This is a genomic window from Streptomyces exfoliatus, assembly GCF_000725545.1.
In the GTDB taxonomy this organism is placed as follows: Bacteria; Actinomycetota; Actinomycetes; order Streptomycetales; family Streptomycetaceae; genus Streptomyces; species Streptomyces exfoliatus.
On record NZ_JNZP01000030.1, the window covers coordinates 43,478 to 68,024 of the forward strand.

The following is a 24,547-nucleotide window of genomic DNA, read 5'->3' on the forward strand; positions in this document are numbered from 1 at the left end:
GTTCACCGCTCACGCTTCGCGATCCGGTCGGCGAGTCCCTCGCCGACGATGCCGAACGCCACCACGGCGAGCACGATGCACGCGGACGGCGCGAGGGCGGGCAGCATCGCCCCCTGCTGGACGGCCGACTGCCCCTCGTTGATCATGGCGCCCCAGTCGGCCGTCGGGGGCTGCACGCCGAAGCCGAGGTAGGAGAGAGCGGCCAGGTCCATCAGCGCGTACCCGAAGTTCATCGCGGACTGGGCGAGGACCGTGGGGGCGATGTTCGGCAGGAGGTGGCGCACGGAGACGGTCCAGCCTGACCAGCCCTGCACGCGGTACGCCTCGATGTACGGGCGGGCCTTCTCCTGGCGGGCGATGCCGCGGACGAGCCGGCCGACGTACGGGGTGTACGCCACCGCCATGGCGATCACCGGCGCGGTCATCCCCGAGCCGACGACGGTCACGAGCAGGATGGCGAGGAGCAGACCGGGGATGGCGAAGACCATGTCCATCGAGCGGGACAGGACCGTGTCCGCCCAGCCGCCCCGCCAGGCCGCCACGACGCCGATCAGGGTGCCGAGGAGGGTGGAGACGGTGACGACGAGCAGCGGTCCGAGGAGTCCGGTGCGTGCGCCGTGGAGCAGTCGGGACAGGACGTCCCGCCCGGACTGGTCGGTGCCGAGGAGATGGTCGGCGCCGGTCCCGACGAGGCTCGACGCGAGGTCGAGGGCCTCGGGGTCGTACGGGGCGAGTACGGGGGCGAGGAGGGCGACCAGGACGAGGGCGGCGAGCACCGCGACCGAGACGGCGAACATCGGGCCCTGGCCGAGGACCCGCAGCCGGCGCAGGCCGGGCCTGCGGTACGGGGCCGGGGACGTGGTGGTGGTCATGAGGAGCCTTCCCCGTGGAGCGAGAGACGGGGGTCGATGAGGGGGGCGAGCAGGTCGACGGCGAGGTTGACGAGGACGAACGCGGCCACGCTGAGCAGGGTGATCGCCTGTACGACGGCGAAGTCCTGGGCGGTGACGGACGCCACGAGCAGGGAGCCGAGGCCGGGCACGTCGAAGGCGGTCTCGACGATCGACGTGCTGATGAGGAGTCCGGCGAGCATGGTGCCGCCGACGGTGACGACAGGACCCAGGGCGTTGCGCAGCACGTGCCGGCGGACGACGGTCCGCTCCGCGACGCCGCGGGCCCGCGCCACCTCGACGTGTTCCCGGCCCAGTTCGTCGAGCATCGCCGAGCGGGTGACCCGGGCGAGGAGTCCCGCGAAGGTCATCGCGAGGGCGAACGCCGGCAGGGTCAGGTGGTACAGCTGCTGGGAGAGGCCCACCGGGGTGCCGCCGGGGCCGGGGAACCAGCCCAGCTGCACCGAGAAGAGCGAGACGAGCGCGATGGCCGTCACGAAGGACGGGGTCGCCGTGGCGACACCGGTGCCGATGAGCACCGTCCGGTCCACGGGACCGGGGCGCAGCGCGGCGAGGATCCCGGACCCCACGCCGATGAGGGCGACGAGCAGGGCCGCGTAGGCGACGAGCAGCGCCGTGCCGGGCAGCCGGGAGGCGATGAGGCCGGCCACGTCCTGGTGGAACTGGGCGGAGGAGCCGAAGTCGCCCCTGAGGAAGCCGCCGAGCCACTTCGCGTACTGGACGGCCAGCGGGTCGTCCAGGTGGTGCTGGGTGCGCAGGGCCGCCACGGCCTCGGGCGTCGCGGGGCGGCCGTGGAGCAGGAAGGTCACCGGGTCGCCGGGGGCCAGGTGGAGGGCGCCGAAGACCACGACCGAGGTCACGAACAGCACTGCCACCAGCCCGAGGAGCCGGCCGACGAGGTAGCGGGTCATTACTGCGCGGCCCCGATCGTCGCGGCCCACGGGTAGTACAGCTGGGCGATGCCGGTGGGGGCACCGGTGATGCGCTTGCCGAGGAAGACCGAGTAGGGCGCCTCGTAGACGGGGAGGATCGGCAGCTCGCGCATCGCGATCTTCTGGAGCTCCGCGGTCCTGTCGGCGCGCTTGGCCGGGTCGGGCTCCGCGTTGGCGCGGTCGAACGCGACGTCGAACTCGGCGTTCGACCACTTGCCGTAGTTGCCGAAGTCCCCGGTGCGCAGGTACTGGTAGAACTCCAGCGGGTCCGGCGTGTTGTCGTAGCCCTGGGTGATGACCAGGTCGAGCCCGGCGCGGGCGTCCGGGTCGACGAAGATGTTGCTGTACGCCTCGGGGGCGACGGACTTGAGCCGGACGTCGAGGCCGATCCGGCGGCCGGCGTCCTGGACGGCGTTGGCGACGACGCTGATCTCGGGTGCGAGCGTGCTGGTCGCCAGGGTGATGGTGCGTCCGGCGACCCCGGCCTCCCGGACGAGCTTCTTCGCGGCCTCGACGTCGTACGCGGGCTCGGGCAGCGTGTCGTAGAGCGCGGCGGTCTTCTCCGGGGCCAGCGCCCAGGCACCGCGCGCGGCGGGGGCCTTGGCGGGGACGCCGACACCACCGGCCGCGGCCTTGATGATGTTCTTGCGGTCGAGGGCCATGGAGAGGGCCTGGCGGACCTTGAGGTTGCCGAGCGGGCCGCGGAACTCGAGCACGGCGATGTTCGACGCGGCCGTGTTCGGGCCGAAGACGAGCGAGCCCTTGCCGCTGGAGCGCAGCTTGTCGAACGAGTTCGACGGGATCATGTAGCCGCCGTCGGCGGTGCCCGAGAGGAACGCGTTGGTGCGGGCCGCCGAGTCCTCGATGAAGGTGAACTTCACGGACCGGGACTTGGGGGAGAGCTTCTTGTCCCAGTAGGCGCCGTGTTTCTTGAGCGTGATGCCCGCGCCCCGGTCCCACGAGTCGAGGGCGAAGGGGCCGGTGCAGTTGACACCGCCCTTGGGGGTGCCGTAGTCCTTGCCGGCCCTGGCCAGGTAGGCGGCGCTCTCGACGGTGCCGGGGGAGGCGGCCATCAGCTCGTGCAGGAGGACGTCCTCCTTGCCGAGGCGGATGGTCACCTCCAGCGGTCCGCTCTTCTCGATCGTGTCGACGTTCTTGAAGGCCGAGCCCCACGGCGAGCCGGTCTCGGGGTCCATGTGGCGCTTGAGGGAGGCCACCACGTCGTCGGCGGTCATGGTCGTGCCGTCGTGGAACCTCACGCCGGAGCGCAGGGTGTAGATCAGCGTGCGCGGATCGGGCTGCTTGTACGAGACGGCCAGTCCCGGCTCGATCCTCATGTCGGGCGTGACCCGGAAGAGCTGCTCGCAGACGTTCGCGAGCACGGTGTTCGGCGGGTAGTCGTACGCGAGGGCGTAGTCGAGCGTGTACGGCTCGGCGTACAGGGACCACGTGAACGAGTCCAGGGTGCCCTTCGCGGGCGGCGAGGTCGGGGTGACCTCGTAGCCGGGCCCGCCGCCGGGGGCGGCCGTGGGCTTCGTGGCGCCGGAGCAGGCGGCCGTGGTGGCGGCGAGGGCGGCGGTACAGGTGAGGAGCGCGATGGTTCTCGACATGCGCATGCAGACCCACCCCTTTACGGGTGTAGTGACGGGCGCTGGGGGGATGGAGCGAGTATTGATGCGGGAACGTTCCCGCACAAGGTCCTGCGGGAACGGTTTTGCAAAGGTCAGGACGATGGCACCATCGGTTCATGACCTCTGGATCACGGCACGGCGGGCAGCGCTCGGAACCCACCCCGCGCGTCCGACTAGTCGACGTCGCCCGCGAGGCGGGCCTGTCCAAGACGACCGTCTCGGCGGCTCTCAACGACACCGGAAGGCTCTCTCCCGCCGTACGGGAGAAGGCCCGCGAGACCGCGCGCAGAATGGGCTACCGCCCCAATGCCACCGCGCGTCAACTACGCGCGGGCCGAGCCAAGTTGATCGGTTACGTGGTCGGGGAGGCGGCCGATGCCCCCTCGGTCTTCCTGGAATCTCCGTACTTCGCCCGGCTGACCGGGGCCACGGCGGCGACCGCGCTGCGACGCGGCTACGCCCTGGTCCTGCTGCCCTCCGGGTCCCTGCAGAGCGAGTGGGCCGACCTGCCGCTCGACGCCGTGGTCGTCACCGACCCCGGTGCCGACGACCGGATCGTCGACGACGTCCTCGCCGCGGGGATCCCGGTGTTCAGCGACCGCTCCGTGGAGGGGCGGCAGGGGGCGCACTGGGTGGACGTCGACATCGACTCCGCCGTGCGCTCCGTCCTGGACCACTTCCGGGAGCAGGGTGCCCGCAGGCCCGTCCTCGTCGTGCCCGACAGCACCACCCGCTTCCATGCCGAGGTCTTCGCCGCCCACCGGGAGTGGTGCGCGGAGCACGGCCTGCCGGAGCGGGTCGTACGGGCAGGGGAACCCGGCAACGGACCGGTGGTCCGCGCCGTCGAGACCGCCCTGGCGGGAGGCCCGGTGGCCGACGGTGATCCGGCGGCCGGCGGAGACCGGCCGGGCGGCGGTGACCGACCCGACGCCCTGCTCGTCGTCGCCGAGGCGAGCCCGCCCCTCGTCCTGGAGGCGGCGCGCCGTCACGGCTACGACGTACCCGGCGACCTGCTCCTCGTCTGTGTGAGCGAGGACGCCACGGCCGAGCACACCGAGCCGCCCGTGACCACGCTGAGCCTGCGGCCCGAGGCGATCGCGGAGGCCGGCATCGACCACCTGGTGAAGGTCCTGGAACACGGCAGCCGCGAGCCGTCCGGGACGCTCGTCCCTACCCGCCTCGACGTACGGGCGTCCTCGGTGCGGAGGCACGACCAGGTCGTGTCCGGCGGATCATGGCCGGGGCCGCGGCGTCTGGCCTGATCCGAACGAAAGACCCCAGGGCCCGTCAGCTCGCGTGCACGAGCCTGCCGCCGACGTAGGTCCGCTCCACGCGGGCCTGCCCGATCTCCTCCGGCGGACCCGTGAGGATGTCGCGGTCCAGGACCACGAGGTCGGCGAGGTTGCCGGGGCGCAGGCTGCCCGCGTCGTCGTGACCGTTCACATGGGCGGTGCCGGCGGTGTAGGCGGCCAGCGCGGTCGGGAGGTCGAGCCGCTGCTCGGGGTAGAAGACCGGCGCGTCGGCGGACTCCGGGTCCCGGCGGTTCACGGCCACGTGAATGCCCGCGATCGGGTCGGGGCTGCTGACGGGCCAGTCGCTGCCGGCCGCGAGCGTGGCCCCGGCGCGGACGAGATCGCCGAAGGGGTACTGCCAGGCGGAGCGCTCCGAGCCGAGGAACGGGATCGTCAGCTCGTCCATCTGCGGCTCGTGGGCCGCCCACAGGGGCTGGATGTTCGCGATGGCGCCGAGCGCGGCGAAGCGGGCGAGGTCCTCGGGGTGCACGACCTGGAGGTGGGCGAGGTGGTGGCGGTTGCCGCGTCGGCCGTTGACGCCGACCGAGGCTTCGATCGCGTCGAGCGCCTCCCGCACGGCCCGGTCGCCCAGGGCGTGGAAGTGGACCTGGAAGTCCAGGGCGTCGAGCTCGGTCACGTACCCGCGCAGCGCCTGGGGATCGACGAAACTCAGACCGGAGTTGGCGGTGGCGCAGCCGCAGCCGTCCAGGTACGGAGTGGTCATCGCGGCGGTGAAGTTCTCCGCGACGCCGTCCTGCATGATCTTCACGGAGGTCGCGCGGAACCGGCCGGCGTTCAGCTTCTCGCGCCGCGCGACCAGCTCCGGGATCTGCTCGGAGCCGCGCTCCCGGTCCCACCAGAGGGCTCCGGTCACCCGGGCGGTGAGCGTGCCGTCGAGCGCGGCCGTCAGATAGGCGTCCGAGGGGTCGGGCTGCCCGTGGAACTCGCCGAGCATCGCGTCCTGCCAGCCGGTGACACCGAGGGAGTGCAGCAGCGACTGGGCGCGGTGGAGTCCGGCGAGGCGGTCCGCGTCCGAGCTCGGCGGCACCAGGTGGCCGACGAGGCCGGAGGCGCCCTCCTGCAGCATGCCGCTGGGGGTGCCGTCCGCCTCCCGCTCGATGCGGCCGTCGGCGGGGTCGGGGGTGTCGGCGGTGAGCCCCGCGAGTTCGAGCGCCCGCGTGTTGGCCCAGGCGCCGTGGTGGTCACGGTTCACCAGCAGGACCGGCCGGTCCGGCACGATCGCGTCGAGCAGCTGCCGGGTCGGCAGACCGCCCTCGAAGCTCTCCATCGACCAGCCGCCGCCGGAGATCCACTCACGGTCCGGGTTCGCGTCCGCGTAGGCACGGACCAGACGGAGGTACTCGTCGACGCTGACGGTCCCCGACAGGTCGCACTGGGCCAGCTCCGTCCCGGCGAACACCGCGTGGACGTGGGCGTCCTGGAAACCGGGGATCAGCAGCTTCCCCGTCAGGTCGACGACCTCGGTGTCCGGGCCGATGAGCTCGCGGACCTCGTCGTGACCGACGGCGGCGATCCGGTCGCCGACGACGGCGAGCGAGCTCGCCCGGGTACGGGCAGGGTCCACCGTGAAGACGGGACCGCGGGTGAAGACCAGATCGGCCTTGGCCATGCGCATGCTCCAGAACGTGAGGCGGAGGGGTGGTTGGGCGCTATGGAAGCGGCAAGGCCGTTTACACGTCAATGGCGTTGACGTAAGGTCCCGGCCATGTCAGAGCGCGTGGTACCCGAAGGAAGCCGGCAGCGCCGCCGCCCCACCAAGCGGGGCGCCGTGCTCTCGGAGCAGCTGATCGTCGACACGGCGCTCCGCCTGGTCGCCCAGCACGGCGCCGAAGCCCTTTCGGTACGGAGGCTCGGCGCCGCGCTCGGCGCGGACCCGAGCGCGCTCTACCGCTACTTCCGCAACACGGACGCCCTCCTCCTCGCGATCGCGGACGAGCTGATCGGAAAGGCGCAGGACGGCTGGACGGCGACGGGCGACTGGCGCAGCGACCTCCGCTCGATGGGGCTGCGGATCCACGCCTGCTACCTCTCCCATCCGCAGGCCGCCGTCCTCGGGGCGTACCGCACCACCGGGCGCCTCCACGAGACCCGGGCCGTGGAGCGGATCCTCGGCATCCTCCGTACCGCCGGCTTCCCCGACGCGCTCGCCGTGCGGATCTACCACGCCTTCGTCGACCAGGCCCTCGCCTTCGCCGCCCAGGACGCCGCCGCGCTCTCCCTGCCGCCCGCCGCCCGGGAGAAGGATGCCGCGGTCTGGCACGCGGTGTACGGCAAGCTGCCCGCCGACACCCATCCGCACATCGCCGCCACCTTCCCCCTGCTCGCCGCCGACATGCGCGACAGCGGCTATCCCTTCGCCCTCGACCTGATGCTGAGCGCGGTGGAGGCGCTGCGTACGAGGGCGGGCGGGGGTTCCTAGGCCATGAGCGGGCGGTGGGCGTGGACGTACAGGTGCTGCTCGGGTTCGGCTGCCGGCCCGTGCGGCCGGTACAGGGCGGTGGAGTGGTGGACCACCTCCAGTCCCGCGTCTTCGAGGACGCGCAGCTGGTCCTCGGTCGCCAGACTGCTCACCCTGACCTCGTGCCCCATCCACTCGATGCCGAGGAGCCGGATGTCACCCGGCACGGTGGCCATGACGAACGACCCGCCCGGTGCGACCCACGAGGCCATCCGTGCCAGCGAGTCCGCGACGTCGGGCTGGTCCATCACCAGCAGCGGGAAGAAGGCGCACACCGCGTCGTACCCCCCGGCGGGGGGCCGGTAGGTCCGCACGTCGGCCTGCTCGAAGGCGGCCCCGGGCACCCGCTCCCCGGCCAGTCGTACCATCTCGCCCGACACGTCGATCCCGGTCACCCCGAAGCCGGCCCGCGTCAGGACCTCGGCCGTCGGGCGTCCCGTACCGCTGCCCACGTCCAGGACGCGCGCACCGGGCGTGAGGCGCTCCTTGAGCCAGTCGAGGGCGGCGAGCTGGCCGGGGATGTCCGCGAACACCTCCTCGTAGCGCGCGCCGACCTCGTCGAAGACCGCCGCGGCGGACTCTCCTCCGGGCTGTGGGTTGTCGCTCACTGTGCACCCTCCTCGTCCGGGTGAAGCGCGGCCACCGACACCCGCGGTCGGGGCCGTCGGCCCTCAGCATGCCAAGAGCCGGGCGTCGGGAGGGAGTCGCGGCGCGGTGGGAACGCGCCGGAGTCACGCCTCCTGGGCGGGCTCCCGCCACGGGGGCGCGAGCTCCAGGGGTGCGAGGTCCGGGCGCTTGGCGGTGCGGTCGTCGCCCGAGGAGTGGCCGCGCAGGCGGCGGGTGATCCAGGGCCCGAGGAAGTCGGCGGCCCAGCGCAGTTCGACGGCGCCGGCTCGCAGGCCGACGGGCCGCGGCGGCGCGGGGGTGGGCAGGGGACGGGTCCAGGCGTCGTCGCTGCCGGGCAGGGCGAGCGCCTGGGCGACGGCGGCGGCGATGCGCTCGTGGCCGAGGGGGCCGGCGTGCAGGCGGTCAGCGCTCCACAGGCGGGGATCGGTGACGACGGCGTGGTGGCCGGTCTCGGCGACGGCGACGCCGTGCCGGTGCGCGGCCTCGCGGATGCGGTGGTTGAGGGCGGTGACGCGGTGGCTGACCGGCCGGGCCAGCGGGGTGATGCGGGCGACGTCCGGGAAGGTGAGGGTGGCGACGCGCGTGCCCTGTGCGGTGAGCGCGGCGAACATCGCCTCCAGGTGGCCGGCGACCTCGTCGGCGTCGAAGCGGGGCCGCAGCAGGTCGTTGACGCCGGCCACCACCGTCGCCAGGTCCGGCCGCAGGGCGAGCGCGGGACCGAGCTGCCCTGCGTGGACCTGCCCGGCCAGCCGGCCCCTGACGGCGAGATTGGCGTACCGCAGGCCGGGGTTGTGGCGTGCCAGGTGCTCGGCGAGGCGGTCGGCCCAGCCGCGGAGCCCCGCCACGTCGTCGCCGTCGCCGACGCCTTCGGTCTGACTGTCGCCGAGGGCCACGTACCGCGAGAAGGGAACCTGTGCGCCGGGCATGGCATGGCCTCTGTTTCGGTGGACGCCGAGGACGGGGACGACGACTGCGGCACGACCATAGCCCCCCAGACACTTATTCAACTAATTGCGTATGGCGGCGGGGGTCGTGTGGACGGAAGACCTAGGTCTGTCGTGGGAGGCCTCCTGGTCCGTGGGCCCGATGCGGCGCCGACCGGCCTCGGGCTAGCGTGCGAGCGTGCTGCAGAAGACCCCCACCGTGCCCACCGTCACCGACCTCGCCATCCCCCCTGGCGAGGGGGTGAGCCACGACGAGTTCCGGGCGGCGATGTCCCGCCTCGCCGCGGGGGTGGTCCTGGTGACCGCGCACAACCCCACCGACGGCCCGGACGGCGAGGACGTCGGCATGACGGCCACCTCCTTCCTCTCGGTCTCCCTGGACCCGCCGCTCGTCCTGGTCAGCCTCCGCACCGGCTCCCGCATGGACGGCCTGCTCACCGAGCTCCCGGTCTGGGGGGTCTCGGTCCTCGCCGAGAGCCAGTGGCACGTCGCGGGCCGCTTCGCGACGAAGGGCCGCGTCTCCGACCGGCTCCTCTTCGCCGACCTCCCGTACACGCGGGGCGAGGAGAGCGGGGCGCCGCTGATGGGCGGGGCGCTCGCGACCCTGGAGTGCCGCACCGAGAACCGTGTCGTGGCCGGCGACCACACGCTCGTGATCGGCCGGGTCCTGACGGCGGGCCTGCCCTCGGAGGACGGCTGGTCGCTCGCCTACTTCCGGGGTGGCTACCGCCGCCTGGCGTAGGACCGGCCCGCCCGCGACGCGCCGGATCGGGCGCGCTCGGCTCAGACGGGGACCCAGCACGGGAGCCCGGTCGAACTCCCCTTCCCCGCACGGGTGGACAACCCACTTGACCAGGTGTCAGTCCCGCAGGTCAGAATGGCCGCGGCGGTCTCCGAGGCCGCTTGTCCGAGAACCGGGGAGGACCCACCATGCGCGTCACCGCCTTCGACCACCTGGTGCTGAACGTCACCGACGTCGACAGGGCGCTCGACTTCTACACGGGCCCCCTCGGCCTGGCACCCGAGCGCGTCGAGGAGTGGCGGGCCGGCAAGGTGCCCTTCCCGTCGGTGCGCATCGACGAGAGCACCGTCATCGACCTCTTCTCCCGCCCGCGCGGCGAGTCGAACGTCGACCACATCTGCCTCGTCGTCGACCCCTTGGACTGGCAGGAGGTCATCGCCTCCGGGACGTTCGACGTCGTCGAGGGCCCCGTACCGCGCTGGGGCGCCCGTGGTTCGGCGCAGTCGGTCTACGTCAAGGACCCCGACGGCAACACCGTCGAGCTGCGCTGGTACCCGCAGGACGCCGAGGCCTGAGGGGCGACGCGTGCGCACGCCGTCATCGCCGGGTGAAGCGGAGCGGGCCGAGGAGCCGGCCGTCCGGATCGGCGCTCTCGTTCCGCTGACCCGGCCCGGCTGGGCCGAGGCGGGCCGGCACCTGCTCGCCGGGCTCGAACTGGCCGTTCGCGAGGTCAACGCCACCGGCGGGGTCGCCGGAAGACCGCTTGAGCTGGTGGTACGGGACACCGCGGCCGATCCGGAGAAGGCCGCGGCGGCCGTGGACGAACTGGCCCGCCTGGGCGTCGCCGCCGTGGCGGGGGAGTACCACAGCGTCGTCGCCCGTGCCGCCGCCGCCAGGGCCGACGCCCTCGGCCTGCCGTACCTCTGCTCGTCGGCGGTCCTCGACGCGCTCACCGAGCAGCCGACGGACCAGGTCGCGCGCATCGCGCCGGCGCAGTCCCACGGCTGGCGGATCTACGCGGACTTCCTCCTCGGCGCCGGTCACCGGCGCATCGCCGTGGCAGCCGAGCCCAGCGTCTACTGGGCGTCCGGGACCCGCATCCTGCGGGACCACCTCGCCCCACGCGGCGGCACCGTCATCGGACTCGACATGCGCGCGCTCTCTCCCGCGGCCGTGTGCGACGCACTCGTCGACCACCGCGCGACGGCCCTCCTGCTCCTGGTCGGCCACCCGGAGCCCGCCGTACCGGTCGTCAAGGCCGTCCGCCACGACCCGCGACTCTCCGACGTCCTGATCGGTGCTCCGGCCGGGCAGCCGGAGTTCCACGAATGGGCGGCGGCACTGGGCGACGACGGCGCCGCGATCCCGTTCCTGCGTTACCGGCCCGAGCACCTCGGGCCACTCGGCGCGCACGTCGAGACGGTCCTGCGCGAAAGGCTGGGCGAGGCGCCCTCGTTCGTCGCCTTCGAGGGGTACGACACGGTCGTCGTCCTCGCCGACGTCCTGCGCACGCGAGGGGCGGGCACCGCCGTGTCCTGGCCGGGCGTCGTGGTGGAAGGCACCCGCGGGCAGATCCGGTTCTCCCGCACGCCGGGGATCAGCGCCTGGCAGTGGGCGTGGGCGCCGGTCCACGTCGTCGACCGCGACCCCGCCGACCCCGACCGCTTCCGGACCCTCCACGCCGGCTGAGCGGGCGGGCCCCGCTCCGTCACCGTGCCTCGTCACCGTGCCTCGCGCAGCCGAACGAGATAGACGGCGGTCACCGCGACGGCACGGTCGGGGTCCCGCGACAGCTCCACGAGGGCCCGTGACGCGGTGGGCCCCGGGATGTCCGCCAGGGCCTGGGTCAGCCGCACGCGTGCGGGTGCCTCCGTGGTGTCCTCGGCGAGGAGGCCGACGAGCCGGGCGGCGATCCGTTCCGCCGTCGCCGGGTCGCTCGCGAGCGAGGCCAGCGCGTCGGCCGCGTCGGTGTCGTTCCTTCCCGCCACGATCATGTCGACGAGCGTCGGCAGCCCGTCGGCCGCTCCCCGCGCTCCGAGCGCGAGCGCCGCATGCCCGCGGACCACGACGTCGGGGTGCGCGAGGGCCTCCCGCAGCCGGGCGGTGGCCTCGGCGCCGGGCAACTCGGCGAGGGACACGACGGCACGCTGCCGCACCGCCGCCACCGGGGAGCCGAGGCCCTCGGCGAGCAGGGCCGTGGCGTCCTCGCCCGATCGGGCGAGCGCCCACCGCAGGGCTCCGGCGACGTTCGTGTCCGTCTCGCTCAGTACGGCCTCCGCCAGGGCCTCCACGGGCACCGGAACCTCGTCGACCGAGGAGAGCGCCGCGCGCTGGCGGGCGTCGGCGCTCGTCGAGCGGAGCGCGTGGAGGAACGAGACGACCTGCAGGACGTCCTCCCAGCCGGTGGGGTCCGCCGCGTCGATCCGGCGCAGCCGGGTGAGCAACTCCGTCTCGGCCGCGAGGCGTTCACGGGTCTGGCGGATGAGGTCGGCGACGAGCGCCGAGGGCGTGAAGCCGGGATCGTCGAGCGCGCGCCCGATCTCCCGCAGCGAGAGCCCCAGTGACCGCAGGCTCTCGATGTGGAAGATCCGCCGGATGTCCGCGCCGGAGTACTCCCGGTAGCCCGAGCCCGTACGGCCCGACGGCCGCACCAGACCGAGCGACTCGTAATGCCGGAGCATGCGGGCACTGACCCCGGACCGCCGCGCCACCTCACCGATCAACACGCTCTATTTTCCCTCCTGACCCCACCCGTCGAGGGCCACGACGCGCTTCGCCTCCTCGATCGCGGACTCGAAGCCCATGTCGGGCTCCTGCAGCAGTTGTTCGGTGGCGAGGGCGTGCGTGCGCACCCGCGGGTCGGGGTCCGTCGCCGCGGCCCGCAGAGCGGGGACGACGACGTCGCCCAGGGCGACGAGCGCCCGGCTGAGACTCAGCCGGGTCTCCCGCTCACCGCGCCCGAGCTGGGTCGCGAGCACCGTGGCCAGAGCGGCCTCCTCGCCTTCCGGTACGAGCAGGACCGCGGCCCGCCAGGCGCTCCGCGCCACCTCGTCGTCGGCGTCGGACAGCAGCGCGCGGGTGATCGCCGGCCACGCGGACCGGTCCCCGATCTTGGACAGCGTGTGCAGGGCCTGGCTCCGTGCCTGCGGACGCTCCGAGCGGACCTCGCGGAGCAGCTCGGGGAGCGTCAGGGACACCGGGTGCCGGGTGAGCGCCCAGGTCAGCATGTCGCGGACGAAGAACTCGGGCTCGATCGCGCTGCGCTCGACGAGCTTGTCGACGAAGCACGGGTCCGGCGTCGTACCGACCGCCAGAGCCGCCCGCAGCCGCACGGACGCACTGCCGTCCTCCAGAGCCCGGAGCGCTCGTGCCCCATCCGTGTCCTGTGTCCTCATGGTCATCGGGACCACCTCCTCGGCAAGCAGTGAAGGCCTTGTCACCGTGTCAAGGTCAAGCGGGCCCACCGCGCGAGGTCGCGTTCCCGACCGCTCCCCTTACGGGGGAAAGGGTTTCCCCCTAGCCTCACCCCTGCTCGCACGTTACCTGTCGGTCAACGAAACGATGATGGGCGTACGGCCCGGAGGTTGCCATGAGTTCCGCACAGCACCTGCTCGAAAGCCGCCCCGCGTCCATGGCGCACCTCTTCCTCGCGCGGGTCGAGGCAACCCCCGACGGGGAGGCGTACCGCTATCCCGTGGCGGCCGACGGCGGTGCTCACGGCACCGAGGTGTGGCGGTCGCTGACGTGGTCCGGGACCGCCGAACGCGTGAAGTCGATCGCGGCCGGTCTGCTCGCCCTCGGGCTGCGCCCCGAGGAACGGGTGGCCATCTCCTCCTCGACCCGCGTGGAGTGGATTCTCGCCGATCTGGGCGTGATGTGCGCGGGAGCCGCCGCAACCGCCGTCTATCCGAGCACCGACGCCGACGAGACGGCGTACATCCTCGCCGACTCCGGCAGCAGGGCGGTCTTCGTCGAGGACGCCGTCCAGCTCGCCAAGGTGGTCGCCCACACGGACCGGCTGCCCGGCCTCGACCACGCGATCCTCTTCGACGCCGACGGGGACGTGCCCCGGGTGGACGGGCTCGAGGTGCTGACCCTGTCCGAGCTGGAGCGGCGCGGCACGGCGTACCTGCGGGAGCGTCCGGACGCGGTCGACACGGCGGTCCGGGCCATCGGGCCCGAGCATCTCGCCACCCTCATCTACACCTCCGGCACGACCGGCCGCCCCAAGGGCGTGCGCCTGGTGCACGACTGCTGGTCCTACCAGGGCGTCGCGCAGGAGGTGAGCGGACTGCTGCGCCCCGACGACGTGCAGTTCCTGTGGCTGCCGCTGTCCCACGTCTTCGGCAACGCCCTGATCGCCGGCCAGGTGAGGACCGGCCACGTGATCGCCGTGGACGGGCGGATCGACCGCATCGTCGCCAACCTGCCCGCCGTCCGGCCCACCGTCATGGCGTCCGCGCCGAGGATCTTCGAGAAGGTCTACAACGGCATCGCGGGCAGGGCGAGGGCCGAGGGCGGCCTCACGTACAAGATCTTCCTGTGGGCGGCGCAGGTCGCCCGTGACCACGCGCGGACCGGCCAGGAACGCAGGGCGGCGACCGGGCGGAGCACCGTGCCCCCGTGGCTCGCCGTGCGGCACGCCGTCGCCGACCGGCTGGTCTACGGCAGAATCCGGGCGGCCTTCGGAGGGCGGCTGCGCGGGAGCGCGTCGGGCAGCGCGGCACTCGCCCCCGAGATCGGCTACTTCTTCGCCGGCGCGGGTGTGCCCGTGCTGGAGGGCTACGGCCTGACCGAGACCAGCGGAGGCTGCACCGTCAACCGTGCCGACGACTACCGGGTGGGTACGGTCGGCGTCCCCCTGCCGGGCACCGAGGTGCGGGTGGCCGAGGACGGCGAGCTGCTCCTGAGGGGGCCCGGTGTCATGCGCGGCTACCACAACCTCCCGGAGCAGACCGCCGAGGTGCTGGACGGCGACGGCTGGTTCCACACCGGCGACATCGGAGAAGTCGACGCGGACGGCTTCGTCCGGATCACCGACCGAAAGAAGGACCTGTTCAAGACCTCGGGCGGCAAGTACGTCGCACCCACGGAGATCGAGAGCCGGTTCAAGGCCGTCTGCCCGTACACCAGCAACATCGTCGTCATCGGCAACGGCCGCAACTACTGCACCGCCCTGATCACGGTCGACGAGAGCGTCATCATGCCCTGGGCGGAGTCCCGGGGCCTCGGGGGCCGCAGCTACGCCGAGGTCGCCTCCTCGTCGGAGGCGCACGCGCTGATCGACGGCTTCGTGCAGCGCGTCAACGGCGATCTGCAGCGCTGGCAGACCATCAAGAAGTTCGCGGTCCTGCCGCGCGACCTCGACGTCGAACACGGCGAACTCACCCCGAGCCTCAAGGTCAAGCGGCCCGCGGTGGAGCGCGAGTACGCCGGGATCATCGAAGCCATGTACGAGGGTTCCCGCGAAGCGTGAGGCCGAATGTCTCGACGGCGGGCCCATCGATCAGGGAAACTGTTCACAACAGGCCTACATCCAGGCCACGTTGAGCAACTTCTGCATCATTACGGGGGAGAACATGGGAAGATCCATCCATCGCGGCTTGGCGCGCACCGCGGGCGCGGTCGCGGCGTCGCTCCTGATCATCGGCGGCACGGCCGGCACCACGTTCGCCGCCGAGACCGACCGCACGGTCTCCGCCGCCGACACCTGGTACCCGTCGGTCGAGGTCAACAACAACTTCGCGGTGGTCGCGACCACGCACCCCGACACGGTGGGCTGCAACGGGTACAACGTGACCGGGTCGGGCGCCTCCACCGGCAGGCCGATAGCCAGCGGCACCTGGACGCAGACGGAGGTGGCGTGCCTGGCGACCATCCCCGGCAAGTGGGACATCAAGGGGACGGCGAGCATCACGGAGGCCGACGGTGACAAGCTCACCATCAGCTACCAGCTCACCGCGCCGGTGACGTCGGACACCATGGTGTACCCGACCGGCACGTTCAAGATCACCGGAGGCGCCGGGAACTACGCGTTCGCGACCGGCAGCGGCAAGATGAACGCCCGGGTCAACCTCCTCGACCACGACCACGTCAGCAGCTCGCTCCTCGGCGAGATCCAGTACCTGGGCTGATCCGCCGGATGACAGCACCGTGACACCCTCAGAGCCGGCCCCGCCTTCGGGGCCGGCTTCGTCCTTCTGACTGCGCACCTCAAGGGGCCGCACCATGAAGAGCACGATGCAGGACCGCCAGCTGCTCGTCCGCGACATCCTCGCGCACGGGCAACGCGTCTACGGGGACAGCCGGGTGGTGCGCTGCGCCGACGGCCCGGCCCCGCGCTCCGCACAGACCTTCGCCGACATCGCCCGCCAGGCCGAGCAACTCGCCGCGGCCCTGACCCGGCTCGGCGTACAGCCCGGAGGGCGCGTCGCCACCCTGGCCTGGAACACCCCCGAACACCTGGTGGCCTATCTCGCCGTCCCGAGCATGGGCGCGGTGCTCCACACCCTCAACCTGCGCCTCCACCACGACCAGCTGGGGTACATCGTCGAGCACGCCGAGGACGCCGTCCTCCTGGTCGACGCGACCCTCCTCGACATGCTCACCCCCCTGCGGAAACGGCTGGGCGGCGTACGCCACGTGGTCGTCATCGGCGACGCGCAGAAGACGGACCTGCCCGCCCACATCGCCGTGCACCACTGGGACGACATCCTGGCGGCCGAGCGGCCCGGCTTCGTCTGGCCCGACCTGGACGAGCGGGACGCGGCGGCGCTCTGCTACACCACCGGCACCACCGGAGACCCCAAGGGCGTGGCCTACAGCCACCGTTCGATCTGCCTGCACACCCTCGGCGTCTCGTCCGGCGCCGGCTTCGCGATGGACGAGGGGGACCGCGTCCTGCCGATCGTGCCGATGTTCCACGCCAACGCGTGGGGCTGGCCTTACGCCGCCTGGCTGGCGGGCTCCGACCTGATCATGAACGGGCGGCTGCTGCACACCCCGGACCTGGCCCGCATCATCAACGATGAGCGCCCCACCGCCGTGGCGGCGATCTGCACGATCTGGAACAGCCTGGTGCACCACGGCGCCCGGCACCCCCTCGACCTCGGCGGCGTACGGCTCGCGGGCTGCGGCGGCGCGACCCCGCCGCGCGCCCTGCTCCAGGAGCTCAAGGACCGCTACGGGGTCCGCCTCAAGCAGGGCTGGGGTCTGACCGAGACCAGCCCCCTGGCCACCTTCGCGGTCCCCCCGCACGGCACCCCGGACGAGGACGAGGTCGACTGGCTGGCCAAGAGCGGCCGGGTGATGCCCTTCGTGGACGTGCGGCTGATCGCGGAGGACGGCAGCGAGCAGCCCTGGGACGGAACCTCGGTGGGCGAACTGGAACTGCGCGGACCCTGGGTCACCGGGTCGTACTACGACACCGAGGACCAGCCCGAGAAGTTCCGCGACGGCTGGCTGCGCACCGGCGACCTGGGAGTCATCGAACCGGGCGGCTGGGTGGTGGTCAGCGACCGCCTCAAGGACGGCATCAAGAGCGGCGGCGAGTGGATCTCCACCATCGAACTGGAGAACGCGATCATCGAGCACCCCGCGGTCCTCGAGGCGGTCGTCGTCGGCGTACCCGACCCCCGCTGGGAGGAACGCCCGCTGGCCTGCGTCTCGTTGGTACCGGGAGCCGAGATCGGCGGGGACGAGCTGCGGGAGTTCCTGGCCGGGCGGGTGGCACGCTGGTGGATCCCGGAGCGGTGGTCGTTCGTGGACGCGGTGCCCAAGACCAGCGTCGGCAAGTACGACAAGCGGGCGGTGCGCACGCTGTACGCGGACGGGGCGCTGGACGTCCGGGAACCGGGCGGTCCGGACGGGGCGACGCCCCAGCGCTGAGCGGCGGCGGCGCCCCTGTGCTTGAGCGGCGGGGGCGCCGCCCGTGCGCCTGAGCGGCGGGGGCGGCGCCCCGGATCGCCCGGAGCGCCGCCTCCCGTACGCCTCAGGCCGCCGAACGCCGTGCCGCCTCCGCGAGCAGCTCCCGCTGCCCGTCGGCGTCGAGGCCCAGTTCCCGTACCAGCCGGAGCGTCAGCACCAGACGGGCCTGGATCGTCGTCTCGGGATCCGGGTGCTCACCGCCGGGCGCCGTGCCCTCGTCCAGACCGCCGGTGATCAGGCGGGCGAGGAACGCCGGGTCGAAGTCCTCCGCGCCGGCCTCCAGCGAGCCGAGGAAGTCCGCGACGTAGCCGTCGACCTCCTCCGGCGTCGCGCCCTCCGGGAAGCGGCGCCGGGCCGCGAGCCCGAAGGCGACGCCGACCGCCCGCCCGTAATGCGGGCCGGCGGGGTCGAGGGCGGCGGACTTCTGCGCGAACCCGATGAAGTCGAACGCCAACAACGCCCCCAGGACGTCGAGTTCGACGGAGCCGGCGGGGGTGGAGATCTCGGTGGTCATGACGGCTCGCCTTCTGCCGCGGGGGAAGCGGCCGTGGTTCCGTGGGCGGCGGTCGTGATCGCCGCCGCGACGTGTTCGGCGTCCCGGCCGACGAAGCCGATCAGCGCGGAGCCTCGGGTACGCATCCGGTACAGGCCCAGGTAATAGCTGCCGGGCACCGACCCGATGCCCTCCGTCTGCCGCGGCTCCCCGGCCTCGTCGAGCATCTCCGGGTCGAGCCAGCTCCAGTCGGTGCGGAATCCGGTCGCCCAGATCACCGTGGACGGCTTGACGCGCTCGCCGCCGGCGACCAGCAGCTCGGCGCCCTCCGCTCCGGTGACCCGGCCCACCGTCCGTATCCGGCCCGCCGCGACGAGCTCGGGCACCCGGTCGCCGACGACGGGGTCGGGTGCCTGCATGTTCACCGGCAGGCTCATCACCCCGAGGACGCTCATCCACCAGAACATGTCCCGGCCGACGACGGTCTGCGGCAGCGGCGGTGACACCGCCTCGCTGCAACTCAGCACCACGTCATGGGTGCCGGCCAGTTCCCCGGCGATCTGCCGGCCCGAGTTGCCGTCGCCGACGACCACCACCGTGCCCGGCGCCACCTGGGCGGGACCCCGGTAGTCGCTGGTGTGCAGGGTGGGTACGTCCGGGCTCAGCCCGGCGGCGAGATCCGGGATCCGGGGCGTGCCGAACGCCCCGGTCGCGATCACGACCCGGTCGGCCCGGCAGTCACCGTGGGGGGTCGACAGCAGATAGCCGTCACCGTCCCTGCGCAGCGAGAGGACCGGATGGTCGGTGAGCACCGGCAGGTCGAACCGCTCGGCGTAGTCGCGCAGGTACGCCACGACCTCGTCCTTGCCGGGGTAGTGCGCGCCGTGGCCGGGGAAGGGCAGGCCCGGCAGGCCGGAGAACTGCGCCGACGTGAACAGCGTCAGCGAGTCCCAGCGACGCTGCCAGGTCTCGCCGACCTCGCTCCCCGCGTCGAGCAGCACGCACGGTACGCCGGCCCGCCGCAGGTGGTACCCGACGGCGAGGCCGGACTGGCCCGCTCCGATGACGGCGACCGGCACGGTGGCCGGCAGCCCGCTCGTCGGCCGCCGTTTCGGGTCGGTCTGATCAGTTCGCATACAGAGTGTCCTCACTTCGCTTCTCGGGGCCGGCCGGGCCGCCCGCACGGGCGGCCCGGCCGGTTCGGGTCAGTGGGCGTCGAGGGCCCGGCGCAGCTCACCGGCGAGGACGCGCAGCCGCTCGCCGCGCATCACCGTGTAGTGGTCGCCGGGTACGTCGACGAGGGTCGCGTCACCGGTGAAGTACTCCATCCAGCGGGACGCGGTCTCGACCGTCGCGCCGCCGTCCGCGGCCCGCAGCGACACCACCCGCCCGGCGAAACTGCTCGGCGCGTAGCGCAGCAGCGCCCGGTAGTTGCTCTGGAACCGGCCGACGATACGGCTCAGGGTGCCGAGGTCGATGTCCTCGGACAACGCACCCGCGGCACGGGCCTCCGCGTGCAGCACCTCCACCGGCGGACGCCCGTCGAACGCCTCCGGCGCCAGCTCCCAGTCCACCCCGGCGAGCCCCGCCAGGTCCCTGGCGAACCAGGACAGCAGCACCTCGTCGGAGACGGGCGCCCCCTCGGCGGGACCGGGCCGCTCGATCAGGTCGACCACGGCGAGGAGCTCCACCTCGGCGCCCGCCGCGGTGAGCCGGGCCGCCATCTCCAGGGCGATCACCCCGCCCATCGACCAGCCGCCGAGCCGGTACGGCCCGTCGGGCAGCGCCTCCCTGACGGCCTCCGCGTAGTGGGCCGCCATGTCCTCCACGCTCCGCAGCTCCACGTCGGGCAGCTGGAGCGCGTAGAACGGCTGCTCCGCACCGAGGAGTTCGGCGAGTTCCGCGTAGCAGAGCACGTCGCCGCCGACCGGGTGGACGAACACCAGCGGAGTCCGCGAACCGGTGGTGCGCACCGGGACGAGCGCCCCGCGGCCCTCCTCGCCGGCGCCGGTGTCCCGGACCGCCTGGGCGAGGAGTTCGATGGTCGGCCGGGCGAAGAGGCTGGACAGCGGCAGACTGCGGCCCAGGCCACGGGCGATCCTGGACATCAGCCGCACCGCGAGCAGCGAGTCACCGCCGAGTTCGAAGAAGCTCGCGGTCACCCCGATCTCGGTCACGCCGAAGAACTCCGCCCAGATCTCCGCGAGCCGGCGCTCGACGTCGTCGCGGGGCGCGACGAACCCGGCGCCCTCCACCGCGATCTCGTCGGGCGCGGGCAGCGCCGCCCGGTTGACCTTCCCGTTGTCGCTGAGCGGCAGCTCGTCGAGGACGAGGACGCGCTGCGGCACCAGATGCTGCGGGACGACCTGGCGCAGCGCCTCCGTGATCTCCCGCTCGGTGTCCTCGCGCCCCTCGTCGAGGACGACGTACGCGATCAGCCGCTTGGGCCCGTGCTGTTCGCCCGCCGCGACGACGGCCGCGCACCGTATCCCCTCGCACTGGGTGAGGGCGGCCTCCACCTCGCCCAGCTCGATGCGGTAGCCCTGGATCTTCACCTGCGAGTCCTGCCGGCCGAGGAACTCGATGGAGCCGTCAGGAAGGAAGCGCCCCAGGTCGCCGGTGCGGTAGAGACGCTCACCGGTGTCCGGGTGGTGCAGGAACGCGGCCCGGGTCTTGGCCTCGTCGTTCAGGTAGCCGCGGGCCAGACCGGCCCCGGCGATGTACAGGTCACCCGGCACCCACACCGGGCACGGCCGCAGCGCGCCGTCGAGCACGTAGAAGCGCTGGTTACGCATCGCCTTGCCGTAGGGGATGCTCACGCAGTCGTCTTCGACCTCCCCGATGGGGTGAAGGATCGACCAGATCGACGCCTCCGTGGCGCCGCCGAGGCTCCACAGCTCGGCCTCCGGGAGCAGCAGCCGGATCCGGCCGGGCAGCGTCACCGGGATCCAGTCGCCGCTCATCATGACGAGCCGCACCGGCAGCCCGGTGAGGCCGTTCGCGAGGGCGTGCTCGGTGAACATCTCCATCAGCGCGGGCACGCTGTTCCAGACGGTCACCCCGTGCTCGGCGACGAGCTCCGCCCAGCGGGCGGGTTCGCGGTGCGCGGCCGGTTCGGGCAGGACCAGGGCGCCGCCCACCGAGAGCAGTCCGAACACGTCGTAGACCGACAGGTCGAAGTGCATCGCGGACAGTCCGAGCGCCCGGTCCGCCGAGGTGACGCCGTATCGCTCGTTGACGTCCGCCACCGTGTTCAGGGCCGCGCCGTGCTCGATCATCACGCCCTTGGGCGTCCCCGTGGAACCCGAGGTGAAGATCACGTACGCGAGGTCGGTGGCCTTGGCACCGGACGGGCCGAGCGGGCGTTCCTCACCCCGGTCGTCGGCCCGGACCACGGTCCTCAGCACACCCTGCGGCCAGTCCGCCGTGTCGTCCACCCAGGGCTGGGTGACGACGTGACCGATCCCGGCACTGTCCAGGAGCACGTGCAGCCGCTCGGCGGGGACGCCGGCGTCGATCGGGACGTACGCCGCCCCGGCCCGCAGGATGCCGAGGGCCGCGACGACCTGCTCCCAGCCCTTGTCCATGACGATCGCCACCAGGTCGCCGGGGCCCACCCCCTGCGCCTGCAGCGCGTGCCCCACCTGGTTGGACCTGCGGTCGAGGTCCCCGTACGTCAGGGCCAGCGCCGGAGAGACGACCGCGGGCGCGTCGGGCGTGGCAGCGGCCTGCGCGAGCACCGCGTCGTGCAGCAGCCCTTCGGGCATGGGGCCCTCGGTGGCGTTGGCCGCGGCCCGCACGTCCAGGTCGGCGGCCGGCGTGAGCGCGGGCCTGGGCCGCTGCCAGGCCGCGGGGTCGCGCGACAGGTCGTGCAGCACCCGCAGATAAGCGGCGAACATGGCGTCGACGCAGCCCGCCGGGAACAGCTCCTCGATCACGTCCCAGTTCAGGACGAGGGCACCGGCCTCCTCGACCGCCTGGTGGTCCAGCCACACCTGCGGGGTGCGGACCGAACTGCTCACCTGACGGCCGTTCTCACCGATCCCGGCCAGGTACTGCACGACACCCCGCTGCTCGGTGTCCTGCTGGCCCGCGAAGTTCACCAGACTGGTGAAGACGACCGGCGCGGCGGCCCGCACCGAGGCGCCACGGGCCCGGTTCAGCTCCCTGAGCACCTGCACGCCGCTGACCTGGCTGTGCTCCATGTCGCTCCACAGCCGGCTCTGGACCTCGGCGGCGCGGGCGGCGAACGCGTCGCCGGCCGAGTCGCGGATCTCCAGCATCAGGGTGGTGGAGAAGTTGCCGATGACGTCGCCGACCTGCGGATGCAGCGGCAGCCGGTTGAAGTACAGCAGGTTCAGGGAGAAGTCGGGAGTCGCGCTCCACTCCGCGATCACCTGCGCGTACGCCGTGCACAGGGCCGCCGACGGACTGACCCCGGCCGTCGTCGCATGCTCCTTGAACCGGGCCCAGTCCTCCACCGACAGGGTCGCGCCACGGTGGTTGAACACCGGCCGCTCCAGGGTCGACGGGTCGACCGCCAGCGGCAGCTGGGGCGCGGGCGGCAGGGTGTCGAGCCGGTCCCGCCAGTAGGCGAGCGCCCGGTCGTACTCCGGCCCCTCCTCCAGGGCACGGGCCTGCCGCACGTAGTCCCGGTAGCGAAGGTCCAGCGCGGGCAGCGTCTCGCCGCGGTAGTGCGCGGCCCACTCCTTGAACAGGATCGACGTGCTGAAACCATCGATGATCAGGGCGTCGAAGCCGGCGTGCAGCCGTATCGTCCGGTCGTCGACTCGGGTCACCCGCACGTCGAACAGCGGCCAGCGGGCGGTGTCGAAGACCTGGTGCCGCATCTCCTCGTGGACGGCGGTCAGCGCGGCCTCGCGCTCGGCCGGATCCAGGCCGGAGACGTCGGTCTCGCGGAGCACATAGGCGGGGACGTCGCGCTGGACGCGCTGCTCGCCCTCGGCGGTGAAGACCGCGCGCAGCATGTCGTGGCGGTCGATCATCGCCCGGAGGGATGCCCCGAGCCGGTCGAGGTCCACGTTCTCCAGGTCGATCTCGACCTGGAAGTACGTGGAGGTGTTCCCGAGCTCGAAGGCGTCACCGCGGCCGACGAGGTACGCCTGCTGGAGGTCGGTCAGGCCGAACGGCTCATAGCGTTCGGCGTCGTCCGCCGACGTCACGGCGGCCCCGTCGTCGGCCTGCGGGGTCTCCGCCTCTACGGGGTCGCCTTGCTCGCCGCCGAGTGCGGCGAGCACGTCTCCCGCGATGTCGTCGGTGCTGCGGCCGCTGAGGAACGCCGTCATCGGCAGCAGGACCTCGAACTCGCGGTTCAGCGTCGTCCGGATCTTCATCGCGATCAGCGAGTCGAGACCGAGCGCCTGCAACGGCTGCCCGGCGTCGAGCCTGGCCGCCACGGTACCGAGGGCCCGGGCGACGATGCGGGTCACGAGAGTCCGCACGGCCACGGGCGTCATGGCGGGCGCGGCCTCGGGCGCGTCGGCCGGTGCCGGGGCCGGGGTCGCTGTCGGGGCCGACGGGGCGACAGCCAGGGGCGTCGGGACACCGGCCACGGGTGCCCGTACGGCCGGGGGCTGCGCCGCCGGTCGGGTCAGGGCCGGGGCGAAGCGCACGCCGTCGGCCTCGGCGACCAGCCGGCCGTGCGCGCCGACGAGCCGGATACGCGCCCGTGTGCCGTCGTCGAACAGTTCGGCGTGACATCGGAGCCCGTCCTGGGGGCCGCCGCGGTGGTAGTGCACGAAGCGGTCGAGACCGACCGGCACGAGGGCCGGGCCGTCCGAGGGGAAGCAGGCCAGCGCCGTCTGGAACATCGCGTCGACGAGCCCGGGGTGCAGCAGGTACGCGTCCGCCTCACCGGCCAGGGCGGACCGGATCTCGGCGGTGGCCTCACCACGGCCGAGCCTGATCCGCTCCACCCAGCGGGCCGCGGAACCCAGGTACATCGCGCGCTGCCACAGCAGTCGGTAGAGCTCGTCGCCGGTCAGCTCGCGGCCCGATCCGACCGGAGCGAGCGTCACCGTGGGGGCGGCCGACGCACCCGACCGGGCCCGGCCCTGAGCGTGCAGCTGCCAACCGCCGGCCGCGTCCTGGGCGTAGTAGCGGAACAGGTCCTGGTCCACGATGAGCTGGGCGGCGCGCTCGCCGGCCGGCCCGTCGGCGGCCCCGACCGGTTCGAGCACCAGATCCGCGGGCAGCTCCAGGTCCTCGACGGACACCGGACCGGGACCGGCCAGTTCGGAGACCGCCTCGATCAGCGACTCGACGAACACACCGGCGCTGACCACCGGCCGGCCCCCGACCACGAAGTCGCCGAGGCAGGGGTGCGCCATCGGGTCGAGCCGGGGCGCGAACTGCGCCTGCGCGAGCGGCGACGACGGCAGTCGTACGCCCAACAGGGCGACCGTCTCGGCCGGTTGTTCCCGCACGCCCGAGCTGCTGCTGCTCGGGGCGGCGGCGGGTTCGGGTGTGAGCCAGTAGTGCTGGCGTTGGAAGGGGTAGGCGGGGAGTTCGATGGTGTGGGTGCGGTAGGGGGTGAGGGTGGTGGGCCAT

The 24,547-nt window shown here is 72.9% G+C and carries 19 protein-coding genes; 8 read left to right on the plus strand and 11 right to left on the minus strand.

Annotation, left to right across the window (positions count from 1 at the left end; genetic code table 11):
* Window positions 1-2: 2 nt before the first annotated feature.
* Genes IO20_RS0129505 through IO20_RS0129515 form a run of 3 tightly spaced genes read right to left on the minus strand, consistent with a single transcriptional unit; the run spans window position 3 to window position 3,459 of the window.
* Window positions 3-872, minus strand: a complete 870-nt coding sequence (locus IO20_RS0129505) for an ABC transporter permease (RefSeq protein WP_030555338.1) — start codon at window positions 870-872, stop codon at window positions 3-5.
* A complete protein-coding gene (locus IO20_RS0129510) occupies window positions 869-1,822 on the minus strand; it encodes an ABC transporter permease (protein WP_030555340.1) in 954 nt (317 codons plus the stop codon). The genes IO20_RS0129505 and IO20_RS0129510 overlap by 4 nt, the downstream gene beginning before the upstream one ends.
* Window positions 1,822-3,459 (minus strand): ABC transporter substrate-binding protein, encoded by a 1,638-nt coding sequence (locus tag IO20_RS0129515; RefSeq protein WP_030555341.1) that lies wholly within the window; start codon window positions 3,457-3,459, stop codon window positions 1,822-1,824. Before IO20_RS0129515 ends, IO20_RS0129510 begins: the two co-directional genes overlap by 1 nt.
* A gap of 131 nt (window positions 3,460-3,590) precedes the next feature.
* Between IO20_RS0129515 and IO20_RS0129520 the strand changes: the two genes are divergently transcribed.
* Window positions 3,591-4,736: a LacI family DNA-binding transcriptional regulator gene (locus tag IO20_RS0129520; RefSeq protein WP_051874827.1), complete on the plus strand. Its 1,146-nt coding sequence runs from the start codon at window positions 3,591-3,593 to the stop codon at window positions 4,734-4,736.
* 25 nt (window positions 4,737-4,761) lie between these two features.
* Here the strand turns inward: IO20_RS0129520 and IO20_RS0129525 are convergent, their stop codons facing one another.
* Window positions 4,762-6,396: an amidohydrolase gene (locus IO20_RS0129525; RefSeq protein ID WP_030555346.1), complete on the minus strand. Its 1,635-nt coding sequence runs from the start codon at window positions 6,394-6,396 to the stop codon at window positions 4,762-4,764.
* A gap of 96 nt (window positions 6,397-6,492) precedes the next feature.
* Between IO20_RS0129525 and IO20_RS0129530 the strand changes: the two genes are divergently transcribed.
* Window positions 6,493-7,206, plus strand: a complete 714-nt coding sequence (locus IO20_RS0129530; RefSeq protein WP_030555348.1) for a TetR/AcrR family transcriptional regulator — start codon at window positions 6,493-6,495, stop codon at window positions 7,204-7,206.
* On the opposite strand, the gene IO20_RS0129535 is transcribed toward IO20_RS0129530, so the two are convergent.
* Both IO20_RS0129535 and IO20_RS0129540 read right to left on the minus strand, forming a co-directional pair.
* Entirely contained in the window at window positions 7,203-7,853 is a 651-nt protein-coding gene (locus tag IO20_RS0129535) for a class I SAM-dependent methyltransferase (protein ID WP_030555350.1), read from the minus strand. The two genes, IO20_RS0129530 and IO20_RS0129535, sit on opposite strands and share 4 nt — an antisense overlap.
* A 123-nt stretch (window positions 7,854-7,976) precedes the next feature.
* Complete coding sequence (locus IO20_RS0129540; protein ID WP_030555352.1) at window positions 7,977-8,798, minus strand: SGNH/GDSL hydrolase family protein; 822 nt, start codon at window positions 8,796-8,798, stop codon at window positions 7,977-7,979.
* A gap of 196 nt (window positions 8,799-8,994) precedes the next feature.
* On the opposite strand from IO20_RS0129540, the gene IO20_RS0129545 reads away from it, so the two are divergent.
* The 3 genes from IO20_RS0129545 (at window position 8,995) to IO20_RS0129555 (ending at window position 11,247) form a co-directional block, all read left to right on the plus strand.
* The gene (locus IO20_RS0129545; protein WP_030555354.1) at window positions 8,995-9,558 is read left to right on the plus strand and encodes a flavin reductase family protein; all 564 of its coding nucleotides are present in this window, start codon (window positions 8,995-8,997) and stop codon (window positions 9,556-9,558) included.
* Window positions 9,559-9,746: 188 nt separating this feature from the next.
* A complete protein-coding gene (locus IO20_RS0129550; protein ID WP_030555357.1) occupies window positions 9,747-10,133 on the plus strand; it encodes a VOC family protein in 387 nt (128 codons plus the stop codon).
* A gap of 10 nt (window positions 10,134-10,143) precedes the next feature.
* Window positions 10,144-11,247 carry an ABC transporter substrate-binding protein gene (locus IO20_RS0129555; protein WP_030555359.1) on the plus strand — a complete coding sequence of 368 codons (1,104 nt, stop codon included), beginning with the start codon at window positions 10,144-10,146 and terminating at the stop codon, window positions 11,245-11,247.
* Between the two features lie 32 nt (window positions 11,248-11,279).
* On the opposite strand, the gene IO20_RS0129560 is transcribed toward IO20_RS0129555, so the two are convergent.
* Both IO20_RS0129560 and IO20_RS0129565 read right to left on the minus strand, forming a co-directional pair.
* The gene (locus IO20_RS0129560) at window positions 11,280-12,284 is read right to left on the minus strand and encodes a MerR family transcriptional regulator (RefSeq protein WP_030555361.1); all 1,005 of its coding nucleotides are present in this window, start codon (window positions 12,282-12,284) and stop codon (window positions 11,280-11,282) included.
* 3 nt (window positions 12,285-12,287) lie between these two features.
* A complete protein-coding gene (locus tag IO20_RS0129565; protein WP_030555362.1) occupies window positions 12,288-12,959 on the minus strand; it encodes a HEAT repeat domain-containing protein in 672 nt (223 codons plus the stop codon).
* A 188-nt stretch (window positions 12,960-13,147) separates the two neighbouring features.
* On the opposite strand from IO20_RS0129565, the gene IO20_RS0129570 reads away from it, so the two are divergent.
* From IO20_RS0129570 to IO20_RS0129580, 3 genes are all read left to right on the plus strand, one after another.
* Complete coding sequence (locus IO20_RS0129570; protein ID WP_030555363.1) at window positions 13,148-15,034, plus strand: AMP-dependent synthetase/ligase; 1,887 nt, start codon at window positions 13,148-13,150, stop codon at window positions 15,032-15,034.
* Between the two features lie 127 nt (window positions 15,035-15,161).
* Window positions 15,162-15,692, plus strand: coding sequence for a hypothetical protein (locus tag IO20_RS0129575; RefSeq protein ID WP_030555364.1), 531 nt, complete (start codon window positions 15,162-15,164; stop codon window positions 15,690-15,692).
* Between the two features lie 94 nt (window positions 15,693-15,786).
* Window positions 15,787-17,445 (plus strand): long-chain fatty acid--CoA ligase, encoded by a 1,659-nt coding sequence (locus tag IO20_RS0129580; protein WP_030555365.1) that lies wholly within the window; start codon window positions 15,787-15,789, stop codon window positions 17,443-17,445.
* A 103-nt stretch (window positions 17,446-17,548) separates the two neighbouring features.
* On the opposite strand, the gene IO20_RS0129585 is transcribed toward IO20_RS0129580, so the two are convergent.
* The 3 genes from IO20_RS0129585 to IO20_RS37805 form a co-directional block, all read right to left on the minus strand.
* Complete coding sequence (locus tag IO20_RS0129585) at window positions 17,549-17,998, minus strand: hypothetical protein (protein WP_030555367.1); 450 nt, start codon at window positions 17,996-17,998, stop codon at window positions 17,549-17,551.
* Window positions 17,995-19,113, minus strand: a complete 1,119-nt coding sequence (locus tag IO20_RS0129590; RefSeq protein ID WP_051874830.1) for a flavin-containing monooxygenase — start codon at window positions 19,111-19,113, stop codon at window positions 17,995-17,997. Before IO20_RS0129590 ends, IO20_RS0129585 begins: the two co-directional genes overlap by 4 nt.
* A 69-nt stretch (window positions 19,114-19,182) precedes the next feature.
* Window positions 19,183-24,547, minus strand: a 5,365-nt coding sequence (locus tag IO20_RS37805) for a non-ribosomal peptide synthetase (protein ID WP_157850821.1), incomplete at its 5' end; no start/stop codon positions are given.

Coding starts and splice junctions, on each gene's coding strand:
- IO20_RS0129585 (WP_030555367.1), bottom strand. CDS start 17,998: ATGACCACCGAGATCTCCACCCCCGCCGGCTCCGTCGAACTCGACGTC.
- IO20_RS0129520 (WP_051874827.1), top strand. CDS start 3,591: ATGACCTCTGGATCACGGCACGGCGGGCAGCGCTCGGAACCCACCCCG.
- IO20_RS0129515 (WP_030555341.1), bottom strand. CDS start 3,459: ATGCGCATGTCGAGAACCATCGCGCTCCTCACCTGTACCGCCGCCCTC.
- IO20_RS0129580 (WP_030555365.1), top strand. CDS start 15,787: ATGAAGAGCACGATGCAGGACCGCCAGCTGCTCGTCCGCGACATCCTC.
- IO20_RS0129525 (WP_030555346.1), bottom strand. CDS start 6,396: ATGGCCAAGGCCGATCTGGTCTTCACCCGCGGTCCCGTCTTCACGGTG.
- IO20_RS0129510 (WP_030555340.1), bottom strand. CDS start 1,822: ATGACCCGCTACCTCGTCGGCCGGCTCCTCGGGCTGGTGGCAGTGCTG.
- IO20_RS0129505 (WP_030555338.1), bottom strand. CDS start 872: ATGACCACCACCACGTCCCCGGCCCCGTACCGCAGGCCCGGCCTGCGC.
- IO20_RS0129565 (WP_030555362.1), bottom strand. CDS start 12,959: ATGACCATGAGGACACAGGACACGGATGGGGCACGAGCGCTCCGGGCT.
- IO20_RS0129530 (WP_030555348.1), top strand. CDS start 6,493: ATGTCAGAGCGCGTGGTACCCGAAGGAAGCCGGCAGCGCCGCCGCCCC.
- IO20_RS0129570 (WP_030555363.1), top strand. CDS start 13,148: ATGAGTTCCGCACAGCACCTGCTCGAAAGCCGCCCCGCGTCCATGGCG.
- IO20_RS0129550 (WP_030555357.1), top strand. CDS start 9,747: ATGCGCGTCACCGCCTTCGACCACCTGGTGCTGAACGTCACCGACGTC.
- IO20_RS0129540 (WP_030555352.1), bottom strand. CDS start 8,798: ATGCCCGGCGCACAGGTTCCCTTCTCGCGGTACGTGGCCCTCGGCGAC.
- IO20_RS0129590 (WP_051874830.1), bottom strand. CDS start 19,113: ATGCGAACTGATCAGACCGACCCGAAACGGCGGCCGACGAGCGGGCTG.